This window comes from Bacillus sp. ATD, assembly GCF_050585765.1.
GTDB classification, from domain to species: Bacteria; Bacillota; Bacilli; order Bacillales; family Bacillaceae; genus Bacillus; species Bacillus stercoris.
On record NZ_JBOBQH010000005.1, the window covers coordinates 183,782 to 197,461 of the forward strand.

Here is a 13,680-nt window from a genome sequence, read left to right on the forward strand (position 1 = left end):
TATGTTTAGAGAATGATGCCTTCCCTTTGACTCTATGTTAAAACGCTTACAGCCCCTATACAATTGAAAGTAAAGAGGACTTTGGCACATGACTGTGACAATTTTTTAAAAATAAAAAGGCTCCTGATATCAGGAGCCTTTTCTCTTTCCTCTATAAATAATGTTGCCGTTTTGAATCACGTACTTTGCAATCATCCGCTCACTCACAATAAAAACGGGATACGCGCATACAAGCGCAAATACAGCCATCGGCACGTGCTGTACAGCTGGCAGCACTGATCCTGCCGCATTGCGGAGGAGCATCAAAAGATAAATAAGCAGCACGATAGCCGCTAATGATACCAGCATAATCGGAGCTGAAACTTTATATTCATAAAGCCGTTCCCGGCAGTGGCCGCAGCGAAATTGACAAGGCACATTTGATGATCTGACCATATCGCCTGTCAAAGGTTTGCCGCAGTTCGGGCATGGTGTTTCTTTCATAGGGTATTCCTCACTTTCTATTCCATCTGTCTATTATACCAGAGTCCCTTCTGTTACGTTTTGTTGCTGTTCAACACATTTTCACATTTTTTATCATCCACTTACTTGTCTCCGTCTCTAAAATCCTCTACGCTTAAATAGATCTTAATGAAGAGGGTGTATGAATGCTTCCGATTAATAGACAGCAACACATACTAAAGTGGCTGAAAGAAGAAGGCTCGCTTAGAATTTCTGACATCAGCGCAAGGTTCGGCGTTTCGGAAATGACGGTATATAGAGATGTCAATCAGCTGGTTCAGTCAAATCAAGTCATCAAAACAGCCGGCGGTATCACGCTTCCCGTCCGAACACCTCAAACAGATCATATGTGCAGCTATTGCTTGAAGCCCGTCAATCAAGCTTATTCGGTTCAGCTGATTACGGTAAACCAAGACATTGAACAGCTATGCTGCGCACATTGTGCATTTTTGCGTTACGCCGATAAAACGGAAGAGGTTTCACACTTGATTTGCAGAGATTTTCTGTTACACACAACCGTCAGTGCCGGTTCGGCTTATTTTGTCGTAAATGCTGAATTAAACCTGCACTGCTGCCAGCCGCAGGCCATTCCGTTTGCGACGCTCGATCATGCCGAACGATTTCAAAAAGGATTCGGCGGCGCCGTCCGCACTTTCGACCAAGCGCTGGAAGACATGCTCAAAGACAGAAAGAAACGCTGCACCTGCACCAAGAAATAACACAACACATACAGCGGAAGGTGGTGTCTGAGTGATGAAGCGAAACAGATGGTGGATCATCCTGCTGCTTTTTCTTGTTTTCCTGCCGAAAACAAGCTTTGCTCACGCCTATATTGTCAAATCCTCACCTGGGGAAAACAGCGAATTAAAAACCGCGCCTGCACAGGTGGAGATTGAATTTAATGAACCTGTTGAAGAAGGGTTTCATTACATTAAAGTCTATAATTCAAACGGCGACCGGGTGGATATGGACAAGACGGAAATCAAAAAAGACAACAATCACATCATGACAGCGAAGCTAAAAAAGAATCTGCCTCATGATGTGTACAGAGCGGAATGGAATGCCGTATCCGCGGACGGGCATCCGGTTTCCGGCGTCATTCCGTTCAGTATCGGGAAAGCGGATGGCGGATTCAGCAGCCAAAAAGCATCCGTTTCAGCGCTGAATCCGGGAACAGCCGCAGATCGCGCGATTCTGTATACAGCCTTATCTCTGTTTATCGGAACGGTTTTCTTCCATCTTTTCTGGTATAAAGGGAAACCAGAACAGCTCGTGAAACGGACGAGACGTATCCTGATCGTCTCGATCGCAGCACTGGGTCTGGCGCTTTTGCTTCAGCTTCCGATTCAAACAAAAGCGAATGCAGGCGGTGGCTGGGGCAGCGCATTCCAGCCGGGCTACATCAGAGAAACACTGTTTGAGACAGCAGGCGGCTCTATTTGGATTATACAGGCCGGACTGTTCGTGCTGCTCGCACTGTCTGTAATCCCTGCTATACGGAAAAACCGCTTTTCATCTTTTGGCTATTGGACTGCGCCGCTTATTTTCTTTTTCGGTCTCCTGCTTGCCAAGGCGTTTACAGGGCATGCGGCTGTCGTTGAAGAAAAAACAGTGGGCATTTTGATGGATTTCCTTCATTTATCTTCCGCTTCCATCTGGGTCGGCGGAATTGCGGCACTCGTTTTGCTGCTCTCAAAAGAATGGAGGCAGCCTGACAAAACGCTCGCATGGGAAACGGTAAGCCGGTTCTCCCCATGGGCACTCACTGCAGTCGGCGTCATTTTGTTTTCAGGCTTGCTCAATGGATTTTTCATCATTCGTTCAATGGATTCACTGTTCCATACAGCGTATGGCCAAGCACTTTTAGTGAAAAGCGGGCTGTTTGTTTTCATGCTGGGTTTAGGCGCGATTCATTTTCTTCTCACCAGAAAGCAGCGCCGCACAGGAATCAGCCGAACGTTGAAAGCGGAGTGGGCAATCGGCATTGCTGTATTGATCACAGCTGCCGTGTTCACAAGCCTGCCAAGCCCGCCTGAGCCGCAGCCGGAACCGTTCTACCAAACCAAAGCGATTGAGAACGGACAAAGCGTTTCACTCAGCATCAGCCCAAACCAGCCAGGGAAAAATGTTTTTGAGCTGCGAGTCACCGACCATAACGGAGATCCGGTGAAAAACATCCAGCAAATCACGTTAACCATTTATAAAACAGGGCTGTCAGGCAGCGAAAACAAAAGCACGTTTCAATTAAAAGAGAAAACAAAAGGCGTCTTCCAGGATGAAAACCTGTCCATTAATGAGAAGGGAAACTGGAAGATCAAAGTCCACGGACTGACCGGTGACTTTAACGAAATCAATATCATGTTTACAAAGACCAATTAAAGGAGTGTTTACGTTGTTGAAAAAAATCGCATTGACACTATGTCCGGCTATTGTCGGCTCTCTCTTATTCTTTACGGCTCCTGCCAGCGCGCACGTTTCTGTAAAACCGGCTGAATCCGCTGCCGGCTCTTGGGAAACATATACAATGAAGGTTCCTTCCGAGAAAAATCTGCCGACAACGAAGGTTGTCCTCAAAATGCCGAAGGATGTTGAATTCCAGCAGTACGAGCCAATTCCAGGCTGGAAGGTTTCCACCCAAAAACATGATGACAAATCAGTGTCCGTGACGTGGGAAGCGACTGGCGGCGGCATTCAGGAAGGTCAGTTCCAGCAGTTTACCTTTGTTGCCAAAAACCCTGACAAAGCGGAGGAAGCCGCTTGGGACGCATATCAATATTATAAGGACGGCAGCATTGTTGAATGGACAGGTGACGAGAATGCCGATACACCTCACTCCATTACAAAGATCACTTCTGCAAAACAAGTGACAGATGAGCACGGCGCCACGAAAACAGAAGATGATTCTGAAAACGCAGGTTCTTCAGCTCTAGACATTACAGCGATTGTGCTGTCCGCGGCTGCCATTATTTTATCTGTAGCAGCGCTTGTTAAGAAAAAACGCGCCTAATAAAAAAAGCGATCCAGATGTCATGTCTGGGTCGCTTTTTATGTTTAACCGCGGCCTGCCTGGAAGGAAGGATATTTTGTCATTCCGCCGTCTGCAAACAGCGTAATGCCTGTGACATAGCTGGCTTCCTTCGAAGCAAGCCACACTGCTACTGCTGCGACTTCCTCCGGTTCGCCGATATATCCCATCGGAATCATGCTTTCTACATCCGCTTTCTGTTTAGGGTCAGCGAATTTTTCAGCATTGATTGGCGTGTTGATCGCACCTGGCCCGATATTGTTGACGCGAATGCCTTTCGGCGCGTACTCCAAAGCCAGCGTTTCAGACATCAGCTTAATTCCGCCTTTACTAGCTGCATAGTGGACAAATAACGGCCACGGAATCATCTCATGCACACTGGACATGTTGATGACATTTCCCTTGATATCGTTTTCCACGAAGTACTTAATCGCTTCACGGCTTCCTAAAAAGGCACCCGTTAAGTTCGTGCCGATGACTTTTTCCCAATCCTTAAGCGGCATTTCGTGAGACGGCACAGGATTTTCAAGACCGGCATTATTAATCATAATATCGAGTGTGCCGAACTCTTTAATTGCCGTTTGCACGATATTTTTTACATCTTCCTCTTTCGTGACATCTCCTTGGACGACAACAGCTTCACCGCCCGCCTTGATGACCTCTTCTTTTACCTCGTTTGGATCCTGTTTATTACTATAATAGTTGATAACCACTTTTGCCTGCTCCTTGCCGAAGCGGATGGCCATTGCCTTTCCTAGCCCTGATGCAGCTCCTGTAATGGCAACGACTTTTCCTTTTAAATCCGGATACATATACATCTTCCTCCATTTGTTATGAATTTGATTTCGCGATTCCCAAGAAGACGGCGGCCGCAATAATCAGGATAATCCCGATTGCAATTGCTATTAGCTGACGTTTCGTTTTCTTTTCACGCAGGATGAAAATACCCCCGAGCGTAGAAATGACAATTCCCATTTGTGAAAGGGAGAAGCTCGTTGCAACGCCAACTCGCGGCTGAGAAATAAACAAAAACATATTTCCGCCTGCCCAGATTAAGCCTGGGAGAATATTTCTGATTGCATACTTGTTAAAGGGTTTGTGTCTATAGGTTAAAACTAACCCCCCGACCACCATGCCAATTGCCTGCGGCAGCAGCGCGGACCAGCCGGACACATTGAACAATCTAGCCACGACTACATAAACCAAATAACCAAGAGTCGAGACGAGGAGAATCAAAATGCCCTTTTTCAAATTGCTTGGCTCGCCTTCTTTTTTATCATTCTTATCTTCCAAGGACGTGAGAATGATTCCCACAATGATAAAGATCAAAGCGAGAACGCCAAGCGTAATCGCAATCGGTGTTGACCATTCGCGGAACACGATCACACCGAACAGCGAGGTGGAAACGAGCTGCATTCCTGTGGAAATCGGCATTGTTTTAGATACGCCCATCAATTGAATGCTTTTCAGCTGGTTGGCCTGTCCAAGTGACCAAAATAAGCCGGATACGATTCCAACAATAAAGATGCGAAGTGACAGAACGGGCTGAACAAAAAAGTAAATAACGATAGAAACAATGAGCGCCCCGATCGTCGTTCCCAGTGTCTGACTGTACGGCCCGCCGCCTAATTTCACATTGAAGAGAACAATGCTCCCCCAAAACAAAGCTGGGAGAAGAGCCAATAATAAATCCATTGTTGGGGAACCTTCTTTCAAAATGTATTTGCTGTTATTTTGGCTGGAATTGTTGTGATTATTCGCCGGAACACAAAAAGAGCTGCCGGAAAATCCGGCAGCTCTCAGGAGCTTGCATTCTTTTACAAACCGATGGACAAATATTTTGTTTCAAGGTACGGCTCGATGCCTTCTGAACCGCCTTCACGGCCGATGCCGCTTTCTTTCATTCCGCCGAATGGCGCTTGAACCGCTGATGGTCCGCCGTCATTCCAGCCGATAATGCCATACTCTAGATTCTCGGAAATATAGATGCCGCGGCGGTAGTTTTCTGTGAAGAAGTAAGCAGCTAAGCCGTACGGTGTATCGTTGGCAAGCTGAATCGCTTCATCAATATCAGAAAACGTGACGATCGGGGCGACTGGGCCGAATGTTTCCTCATGCATGATATTCATGGACGTATCAACATCGGTAAGCACTGTCGGATTCACAAAGTAGCAACCTTTGTCATCGTTTCGGTCATATGTGCCCCCAGCAATCACTTTCGCGCCTTTTTCAACCGCATCATCAATTTGGCTGACGATTTTTTCAAAGCCTCTTTTGTTGATGATCGGGCCGACATTGACGCCTTCCTCAAGTCCATTTCCGACTTTCAGCTTAGACACTTGCTCGCTCAGTTTCGCAGCAAATTCATCTTTGATGGATTCATGAACGATCAGGCGGTTGGCACATACGCATGTTTGCCCGGCGTTCCGGTATTTGGACGCCATCGCCTGTTCAACGGCAAGGTCAATGTCCGCATCTTCATCTACGATCAGCGGGGCGTGTCCGCCGAGTTCCATTGAAACGTGTTTCACAGTGTCCGCGCTGTTTTTCATGAGGATTTTCCCTACTGGTGTTGATCCTGTGAACGTGATTTTGCGGATTTTCGGACTGCTTGTGAACACATTTCCGATTTCTTCTCCATCGCCGATCACAACCTGAAGAACATCCTTCGGAATGCCCGCTTCATATGCGAGGCGCGCCAGTTCATAGGCAGACAGCGGTGTGTCCGGCGCCGGCTTGATGATAAATGTACAGCCCGCAGCAAGAGCAGGCGCCGCTTTGCGTGTAATCATCGCATTCGGAAAATTCCAAGGCGTGATAGCAGCAACGGGACCGACGGGCTGGCGTGTGACCACAATTCGTTTACCCGTTGTCGGAGCGGGGACCGTTCTTCCGTACACACGCTTCGCTTCCTCTGCGAACCATTCGATATAGCCTGCGCCGTATAGTACCTCTCCGACTGCTTCCTGATAGGGTTTTCCGTTTTCCTTTGTAATTAAATCTGCAAGTTCTTCTTTATGTTCAACAATAAGCTCATACCATTTTTTCAAAAGAGACGCTCTTTCGTTCGCTGATGTTTTAGACCACGTTTTAAACGCTTGATGTGAACGTTCAATGGCTTCTTCTACTTCTTTGGCTGATTGCTGAGGGATCGTTTTGATCTCCTCGCCCGTAGCCGGGTTGTAGACCGTTAATTGATTAGGCATATTGAACATTCCTTTCTTTTCATGATTACTTAAAATGATAGCAGACCCAGCCGTTTTCTTTCCAATGATTAAGCTCGCAGGCCCGCCTCCAGGATGCTTAGCCCTTCATTTAAAAGGCTGTCTGAGATGACAAGCGGTGTCAAAAAGCGGATGATATTACCGTTAATTCCCGCTGTCAGCAAAAGTAATCCATTTTGATTCGCATAGGCAGCAATCGCTGCTGTTTTTGCTTTATCAGGCTCACGCGTGTCAGGATCCTTGACGATTTCGATTGCCGCCATCGCCCCGAGTCTGCGGATGTCACCGATAAACGGGAATTCTTGTTTCCACTCATACGCCTTGCCTTCAATGGTTTTGCCAATTTCTTCAGATCGCTCATTCAGCCCTTCTTCTTCAATAATATCCAAGACAGCCAAAGCCGCCGCGCAGCCGAGCGGGCTGCCGGCATACGTGCCCCCTAGCTCGCCTGGCGCTGCCGCATCTAGCATTTCCGCACGGCCAATCACACCGCTTAATGGCAGGCCTGCCGCAAGCGATTTAGACACCGTGATCAGGTCAGGCACTACATCAAAATGCTCAATCGCAAAATAAGTGCCAGTTCTGGAAAAGCCCGTTTGAATTTCATCAGCAACAAAAACAATGCCGTGTTCTTTACAGAATGAAGCAACATGCTGCACAAAGCGTTTTGAAGGAATAATAAATCCGCCTTCTCCCTGCACCGGCTCCATCACGACACACGCTACCGTTTCAGGCGCAACGGAAGCGATAAAGAAATCATTGAACGCTTGGATTATCATGTCGTCATAGCTTTCATCATTCATGCCGGCCGGCTTCTGATAATAGTAAGGGAATGGCGCTTGATAAACCTCTGACGCAAAAGGCCCGAAACCGAATTTATAAGGTTTTACCTTGCTTGTCATGCTCATCGTCATATTCGTACGCCCGTGAAACCCGCGGGTAAACGAGACAACCGCTTGACGTTTTGTATACTTTCTGGCGATTTTCACAGCGTTTTCGACCGCTTCCGCCCCTGAGTTAAGAAAAATCGCTTTTTTCTCGTGGCCGCCCGGTGCAATGCCGCACAGTTTTTCGGCTAATTCGATATAAGACGGATACATCATGACATTGAAGCCTGGATGAATCAGCTCCTCCGCCTGCCTCTTCACAGCCTCAACCACCTTCGGATGAGAATGACCGACGTTTAACGTTCCGATGGCGCCTGCAAAATCAATAAATCTCCGGCCGTCCAGATCATACAGCTCAGCTCCTTCTCCTTTGACCGCCAGACTGCGGTTTCCGTTGCTCACACCTTTTGACACAAATTGATCCCGTTTTTGCTGCCATTGTGCAGTTGTGATGCTTGCTGTTGTTTGACTCATGTGAATATCCCCCTGTCGGTATTTTCTTATCATTCTGACTTCTCTTTGGTATGATGAAAAGTACCAATTATAACTTTTGGATGGTATCAGAAGGAGAATCTGCAAATGGATATCACGATTACACTCGATCGTTCAGAACAAGCTGATTATATCTATCAGCAAATTTATCAAAAGCTGAAAAAAGAAATCCTCAGCCACAATTTGCTGCCACACTCGAAGGTTCCCTCCAAGCGGGAGCTGGCTGTAAATCTGAAGGTCAGCGTAAATTCAGTGAATTCAGCCTATCAGCAGCTGCTGGCTGAGGGGTATTTGTACGCCATTGAGCGAAAGGGTTTTTTCGTGGAGGAGTTAGACATGTTTTCCGCCGAGGAGCATACTCCATATGCACTGCCCGATGACCTGAAAGAGATTCACATTGATCAGAGCGATTGGATTTCGTTTTCACACATGAGCTCCGATACAGACCATTTTCCGATCAAAAGCTGGTTTCGCTGCGAGCAAAAAGCGGCCTCCCGCTCATACCGCACGCTCGGCGAGATGTCGCATCCGCAAGGGATATATGAAGTAAGAGCGGCCATTACCAGGCTCATTTCTCTGACGCGGGGTGTAAAATGCAGGCCGGAACAAATAATCATAGGGGCAGGCACACAGGTGCTCATGCAGCTGTTGACTGAGCTTTTGCCCAAGGAAGCCGTGTATGCGATGGAGGAGCCTGGCTACAGGCGCATGTACCAGCTTTTGAGGAATGCAGGAAAACAAGTAAAAACGATCATGCTGGATGAAAAAGGCATGTCGATTGCTGAAATCACCAGACAGCAGCCTGATGTGCTGGTGACGACCCCGTCGCATCAGTTTCCGTCCGGAACGATTATGCCTGTATCCAGAAGAATTCAGCTGCTGAACTGGGCAGCTGGGAAGCCGCGTCGATACATCATTGAGGACGATTATGATAGTGAATTTACATATGATGTAGACAGTATACCGGCACTGCAAAGCTTAGATCGTTTTCAAAATGTCATCTATATGGGAACGTTTTCGAAGTCCCTTCTCCCCGGCTTGAGGATCAGCTATATGGTGTTGCCGCCTGAGCTGTTGAGGACATACAAACAGCGGGGCTATGATCTGCAGACTTGCTCGTCACTGACGCAGCTCACCCTGCAGGAATTTATCGAGTCTGGTGAATACCAGAAGCATATAAAAAAAATGAAGCAGCATTATAAAGAAAAGAGAGAACGCCTGATCACCGCTTTAGAAGCAGGGTTTAGCGGAGCAGTTACCGTTAAAGGAGCAAATGCGGGGCTGCACTTTGTTACCGAATTTGATACCAGCCGCACCGAACAAGACATCCTCTCACATGCCGCCGGCCTGCAGCTTGAAATATTCGGAATGAGCCGGTTTAACTTGAAGAAAAACCAGCGGCAAACAGGCAGGCCATCACTCATTATCGGCTTTGCCCGGCTGAAGGAAGAGGATATTCAGGAGGGTGTGCAGCGGCTTTTCAAAGCTGTTTACGGACATAAAAAAATCCCCGTTACAGGGGATTGATTCACCAGCGGTCCTGGTCTACATTCAGCACGGCTTCAAGCAGGCCCGGAAATGCCTTTTCAAGGTCTTCAGCGCGAAGCGAGTAATACCGGCGCTTTCCTTCTATCCGAACTTGCGCGATGCCTGATTCTCTCAAAACTTTAAAGTGATGCGACAAAGTCGATTTAGCAACCTGCACATCCGCACAGGTGCTGCACGTTTTTTCTTTCGCTTCAGCTAATTGCTTGACCAGCTCTAAACGAAGCGGATCGCTAAGTGCATGAAGAACCTTTGTCAGCTGCAATGTTTCTGTTTCTGGATGGTTTGGAATGTTCATGACACAAATGTATCACACAACAATTAGAATGACAATTTTACTAATTAAGGGTTTTTCCTTTACCTCATGTAGAATACATGGTACAGTTAGTTCGATGAAATTCGAACAATAAATTCAGCATAACGATGGAGGAGATTAGAATGATCGTATTACAAGCTTACATGAAAGTAAAACCAGAAAAACGCGAGGAATTTTTGAGCGAGGCGCAATCGCTTGTTCAGCATTCAAGAGCTGAGGAAGGCAACGCGCAGTACGACCTATTTGAAAAAGTAGGCGAAGAAAATACATTTGTCATGCTTGAACAATGGAAAGGTGAAGCAGCGATGAAATCCCACAATGAAACTGCACACTTCCAAGGGTTTGTCGCAAAAGCAAAAGAACTGCTGAGCGCTCCTCTTGATGTTGTCCGCACAGAGCTTAGCGAGTAAAGAAAGGGTGTCTCATATGAATGAAGTGATTAAATCATTAACAGACCACCGCTCAATTCGCAGCTACACAGATGAACCTGTAGCTCAAGAGCAATTGGACCAAATCATTGAAGCGGTGCAAGCAGCCCCTTCTTCTATCAACGGGCAGCAAGTGACTGTGATCACAGTGCAGGATAAAGAGCGCAAAAAGAAAATCTCTGAGCTGGCAGGCGGCCAGCCATGGATCGATCAAGCCCCTGTTTTCCTGCTGTTCTGCGCAGATTTCAACCGGGCCAAAATCGCGCTTGAAGATCTGCATGATTTCAAAATGGAAATCACAAATGGATTGGAATCTGTTCTTGTCGGCGCAGTAGACGCTGGTATTGCCCTCGGCACAGCGACAGCAGCCGCTGAGTCACTCGGACTTGGCACAGTTCCGATCGGCGCGGTCCGCGGAAACCCTCAAGAGCTGATCGAACTGCTTGAGCTTCCGAAATACGTGTTCCCTTTATCAGGACTTGTCATTGGGCATCCTGCTGATCGTTCCGCGAAAAAACCGCGCCTTCCGCAGGCAGCAGTCAATCATCAGGAAACTTATTTGAACCAGGATGAGCTGACGTCTCACATTCAGGCATACGACGAACAGATGTCTGAATACATGAATAAACGGACAAACGGAAAAGAAACAAGAAACTGGTCACAGAGCATCGCTTCCTACTATGAACGCCTGTACTATCCGCATATCCGTGAAATGCTTGAAAAACAAGGATTTAAGGTTGAAAAATAAGCCTTCACCCGGCCTGTCGGATTTTCCGGCAGGCCTTTCATTTACCCGGTTAAAATCCATTGACTTCTAATTTGTTTATTTGGTAAAATTTTTTCATTGTTACTCATTGGTTTTCTGTGAACCAATGGGTTTTCTAATGCTCAAGAAAGAAGGAAGCCATGAGATGCTTGATAAAAAAACAGATATCTTGTTAGCCGCGCGAAAGCTTTTTTCGGAAAAGGATTTTACGTCGGTTTCCATGCAGGCGATCGCAGAAGAATGTAAGATGTCAAAAGCTTCGATATATAAGCTGTTTCAATCTAAAGAAGACCTGCTTTTGGAGCTGCTGTCATTTAACCAGAAGCAAATGGTGGCCGCGGCCTCAAGACTTCAGGAAAATACCGCACTTACACCGGAGGAGCGTTTGACGCAAAAGGTCAAAATGGAACTGGAGGGCTTCAGGCGGAATCAGCAGTTTTTCAATATGCTGACCTACGGAAATCCCAAGCTGCATAATGACCGAGTCAAACAACATATCCATCAGACCAGATCGACGATTATCTGCTGGCACCGTGATTCGCTGATCCAGGCGTATGGAGAAACCATTCTCCCGTTTGTGTGGGATTTGGTCATCATTCTTCACGGCATGATGCGTGAGTTTTTAATGCTGATCAAAATTGAGGAAAAACCGCTTGAGCTTGACCCGATCGCAGCGTTTATCATCAGCACCCTCAATCAGATTGTAAAAAACAGGGAAACCCATCAGTCTCTTCTTCCGCCCGAAGCCATCGAGCTTTATATTCATTCGGCATCCTCCTACAAGCCAAAGGATAAGTCAGTCCTATTATCGGAAAGCCTGAAGGAATTACATAAAGGCATCTCTTCCCTGCCTGCCGCAGACTATGACGTAGATGAACTGACATCCGCAGCCGCCATGCTGGAGGAAGAAGCGAAGAAGGAAGAACCCCGCGCTTTTTTACTCAAATCACTGATTGGCTATCTGGAACAAACCGGTGTTTTAACACAGCCCGTTTCCATGTTAAAAACACTGTTAATTACTTAGAGAAAAGAAGGGATATGTATTGGACACAAGTATTGAACCGAAACCTTTTAACCGTTCTGTCATTGTCGGCATTTTGTTAGCCGGAGCGTTTGTGGCGATTTTGAATCAGACATTGTTGATTACCGCCCTCCCCCATATCATGAGGGATTTCAATGTCGATGCCAACCAAGCACAGTGGCTGACCACGTCATTTATGTTAACCAACGGGATCTTAATTCCGATCACTGCGTTTTTAATTGAGAAATTCACAAGCCGGGCGCTGCTCATCACAGCAATGAGCATTTTCACTGCCGGAACGATTGTCGGGGCATTCGCGCCGAACTTCCCGGTTCTGCTGACGGCTCGTATCATTCAAGCGGCCGGAGCCGGCATTATGATGCCGCTCATGCAGACTGTATTCCTGACAATCTTTCCGATTGAAAAGCGCGGCCAGGCTATGGGTATGGTTGGATTGGTCATCTCATTCGCGCCAGCGATCGGACCGACTCTTTCGGGATGGGCTGTCGAAGCTTTCTCTTGGAGATCATTGTTTTATATTATTCTTCCGTTTGCTGTGATTGATTTGATTCTTGCCAGCATCCTGATGAAAAACGTGACGACTTTAAGAAAAACACAGATTGATATTTTATCAGTCATCCTTTCAACATTTGGGTTCGGCGGCCTTCTGTACGGCTTCTCAAGCGTCGGCTCTTACGGCTGGACCAGTTCAACCGTCTTGATTTCACTGCTGGTGGGTTTCATCGCGCTGCTCTTGTTTATCACAAGACAAATGAAGCTTGAAAAACCGATGCTGGAATTCCGCGTCTTCTCGTTTGGCGTCTTCAGCTTAACAACACTGCTGGGAACCCTTGTCTTTGCATTATTGATCGGTACGGAAACCATCCTGCCGCTTTATACACAAAACGTCAGAAACGTCACAGCTTTTGATACAGGGCTTATGCTTCTGCCGGGAGCCGTTGTGATGGGCTTCATGTCGCCGATTATCGGCAGAGTTTTTGACCGTGTCGGCGGAAGAGGGCTGGCGATTGCCGGTTTCTGCATCATCTTCCTGACATCACTGCCGTTTATGCAGCTGACTGATCATACGTCACTCGCTTGGATTGTCGTTTTATACACCGTTCGTCTCTTAGGCACCGCCATGATCATGATGCCGGTGACAACAGCCGGCATCAATGCGCTGCCGCGCCACCTGATTCCGCACGGAACGGCGATGAACAACACGATTCGACAAGTCGGCGGCTCGATCGGAACCGCGCTATTGGTTTCCGTGATGAGCAACCAGGCGGCACATGCAGGCACGACAAATGTAAAGCACGCCGCCCTGCACGGCATGAACGCCGCTTTTATTGTGGCTGCCGTCATAGCACTTGTCGGCTTCCTTCTCTCATTCACACTAAAGAAACCTCAGCGCCCTGCCGAACAGCAGCCGGCACGCTGATCAACAAAAAAAGAGCCCCGCTGATTTAGCGGAG

Annotated in this window: 14 protein-coding genes; 8 read left to right on the forward strand and 6 right to left on the reverse strand. The window is 47.3% G+C overall.

Annotation, left to right across the window (positions count from 1 at the left end; genetic code table 11):
* Window positions 1-129: 129 nt before the first annotated feature.
* Window positions 130-483, reverse strand: coding sequence for a hypothetical protein (locus ACQXR1_RS13975; RefSeq protein WP_003246726.1), 354 nt, complete (start codon window positions 481-483; stop codon window positions 130-132).
* 164 nt (window positions 484-647) lie between these two features.
* Here ACQXR1_RS13975 and ycnK point away from each other — a divergent pair, with 164 nt between their 5' ends.
* The 3 genes from ycnK to ACQXR1_RS13990 are packed head-to-tail and all read left to right on the forward strand — an operon-like array spanning window position 648 to window position 3,508.
* Window positions 648-1,220 carry a copper uptake transcriptional regulator YcnK gene (gene ycnK, locus ACQXR1_RS13980; RefSeq protein WP_430772331.1) on the forward strand — a complete coding sequence of 191 codons (573 nt, stop codon included), beginning with the start codon at window positions 648-650 and terminating at the stop codon, window positions 1,218-1,220.
* 34 nt (window positions 1,221-1,254) lie between these two features.
* Window positions 1,255-2,880 (forward strand): copper transporter YcnJ, encoded by a 1,626-nt coding sequence (gene ycnJ, locus ACQXR1_RS13985; protein ID WP_430772362.1) that lies wholly within the window; start codon window positions 1,255-1,257, stop codon window positions 2,878-2,880.
* A gap of 13 nt (window positions 2,881-2,893) precedes the next feature.
* Window positions 2,894-3,508, forward strand: a complete 615-nt coding sequence (locus ACQXR1_RS13990; RefSeq protein WP_134976315.1) for a YcnI family copper-binding membrane protein — start codon at window positions 2,894-2,896, stop codon at window positions 3,506-3,508.
* A gap of 44 nt (window positions 3,509-3,552) precedes the next feature.
* Here ACQXR1_RS13990 and gdh read toward each other — a convergent pair whose 3' ends face one another.
* From gdh to gabT, 4 genes are all read right to left on the reverse strand, one after another.
* The gene (gene gdh / locus ACQXR1_RS13995; protein ID WP_134976317.1) at window positions 3,553-4,338 is read right to left on the reverse strand and encodes a glucose 1-dehydrogenase; all 786 of its coding nucleotides are present in this window, start codon (window positions 4,336-4,338) and stop codon (window positions 3,553-3,555) included.
* A 19-nt stretch (window positions 4,339-4,357) separates the two neighbouring features.
* Window positions 4,358-5,221 carry a glucose uptake protein GlcU gene (gene glcU, locus ACQXR1_RS14000; protein ID WP_014662784.1) on the reverse strand — a complete coding sequence of 288 codons (864 nt, stop codon included), beginning with the start codon at window positions 5,219-5,221 and terminating at the stop codon, window positions 4,358-4,360.
* 122 nt (window positions 5,222-5,343) lie between these two features.
* Window positions 5,344-6,732 carry a succinate-semialdehyde dehydrogenase gene (gabD, locus tag ACQXR1_RS14005; RefSeq protein ID WP_071581043.1) on the reverse strand — a complete coding sequence of 463 codons (1,389 nt, stop codon included), beginning with the start codon at window positions 6,730-6,732 and terminating at the stop codon, window positions 5,344-5,346.
* A gap of 68 nt (window positions 6,733-6,800) precedes the next feature.
* The gene (gene gabT / locus ACQXR1_RS14010) at window positions 6,801-8,111 is read right to left on the reverse strand and encodes a 4-aminobutyrate--2-oxoglutarate transaminase (RefSeq protein ID WP_430772332.1); all 1,311 of its coding nucleotides are present in this window, start codon (window positions 8,109-8,111) and stop codon (window positions 6,801-6,803) included.
* 105 nt (window positions 8,112-8,216) lie between these two features.
* Here gabT and gabR point away from each other — a divergent pair, with 105 nt between their 5' ends.
* Entirely contained in the window at window positions 8,217-9,656 is a 1,440-nt protein-coding gene (gabR, locus tag ACQXR1_RS14015) for a transcriptional regulator GabR (RefSeq protein WP_069839861.1), read from the forward strand.
* A 1-nt stretch (window position 9,657) separates the two neighbouring features.
* On the opposite strand, the gene ACQXR1_RS14020 is transcribed toward gabR, so the two are convergent.
* Window positions 9,658-9,972, reverse strand: coding sequence for an ArsR/SmtB family transcription factor (locus ACQXR1_RS14020; RefSeq protein ID WP_003234476.1), 315 nt, complete (start codon window positions 9,970-9,972; stop codon window positions 9,658-9,660).
* A 140-nt stretch (window positions 9,973-10,112) separates the two neighbouring features.
* Here ACQXR1_RS14020 and ACQXR1_RS14025 point away from each other — a divergent pair, with 140 nt between their 5' ends.
* From ACQXR1_RS14025 to ACQXR1_RS14040, 4 genes are all read left to right on the forward strand, one after another.
* Window positions 10,113-10,400 carry a putative quinol monooxygenase gene (locus tag ACQXR1_RS14025; protein ID WP_014662780.1) on the forward strand — a complete coding sequence of 96 codons (288 nt, stop codon included), beginning with the start codon at window positions 10,113-10,115 and terminating at the stop codon, window positions 10,398-10,400.
* 16 nt (window positions 10,401-10,416) lie between these two features.
* Window positions 10,417-11,166 (forward strand): oxygen-insensitive NADPH nitroreductase, encoded by a 750-nt coding sequence (gene nfsA / locus ACQXR1_RS14030; RefSeq protein ID WP_014662779.1) that lies wholly within the window; start codon window positions 10,417-10,419, stop codon window positions 11,164-11,166.
* 163 nt (window positions 11,167-11,329) lie between these two features.
* Window positions 11,330-12,208 carry a TetR/AcrR family transcriptional regulator gene (locus ACQXR1_RS14035; protein ID WP_040084166.1) on the forward strand — a complete coding sequence of 293 codons (879 nt, stop codon included), beginning with the start codon at window positions 11,330-11,332 and terminating at the stop codon, window positions 12,206-12,208.
* A 19-nt stretch (window positions 12,209-12,227) separates the two neighbouring features.
* Window positions 12,228-13,646, forward strand: a complete 1,419-nt coding sequence (locus ACQXR1_RS14040) for an MDR family MFS transporter (RefSeq protein WP_430772333.1) — start codon at window positions 12,228-12,230, stop codon at window positions 13,644-13,646.
* Window positions 13,647-13,680 lie beyond the last annotated feature (34 nt).

Bases quoted from the DNA above. Each gene is read 5' to 3' on its own strand.
- ACQXR1_RS14020 (WP_003234476.1), bottom strand. From the start codon at position 9,972: ATGAACATTCCAAACCATCCAGAAACAGAAACATTGCAGCTGACAAAG.
- gabD (WP_071581043.1), bottom strand. From the start codon at position 6,732: ATGCCTAATCAATTAACGGTCTACAACCCGGCTACGGGCGAGGAGATC.
- gabT (WP_430772332.1), bottom strand. From the start codon at position 8,111: ATGAGTCAAACAACAGCAAGCATCACAACTGCACAATGGCAGCAAAAA.
- ACQXR1_RS14025 (WP_014662780.1), top strand. From the start codon at position 10,113: ATGATCGTATTACAAGCTTACATGAAAGTAAAACCAGAAAAACGCGAG.
- ACQXR1_RS14035 (WP_040084166.1), top strand. From the start codon at position 11,330: ATGCTTGATAAAAAAACAGATATCTTGTTAGCCGCGCGAAAGCTTTTT.
- ycnK (WP_430772331.1), top strand. From the start codon at position 648: ATGCTTCCGATTAATAGACAGCAACACATACTAAAGTGGCTGAAAGAA.
- ycnJ (WP_430772362.1), top strand. From the start codon at position 1,255: ATGAAGCGAAACAGATGGTGGATCATCCTGCTGCTTTTTCTTGTTTTC.
- nfsA (WP_014662779.1), top strand. From the start codon at position 10,417: ATGAATGAAGTGATTAAATCATTAACAGACCACCGCTCAATTCGCAGC.
- gdh (WP_134976317.1), bottom strand. From the start codon at position 4,338: ATGTATCCGGATTTAAAAGGAAAAGTCGTTGCCATTACAGGAGCTGCA.
- glcU (WP_014662784.1), bottom strand. From the start codon at position 5,221: ATGGATTTATTATTGGCTCTTCTCCCAGCTTTGTTTTGGGGGAGCATT.
- gabR (WP_069839861.1), top strand. From the start codon at position 8,217: ATGGATATCACGATTACACTCGATCGTTCAGAACAAGCTGATTATATC.
- ACQXR1_RS13975 (WP_003246726.1), bottom strand. From the start codon at position 483: ATGAAAGAAACACCATGCCCGAACTGCGGCAAACCTTTGACAGGCGAT.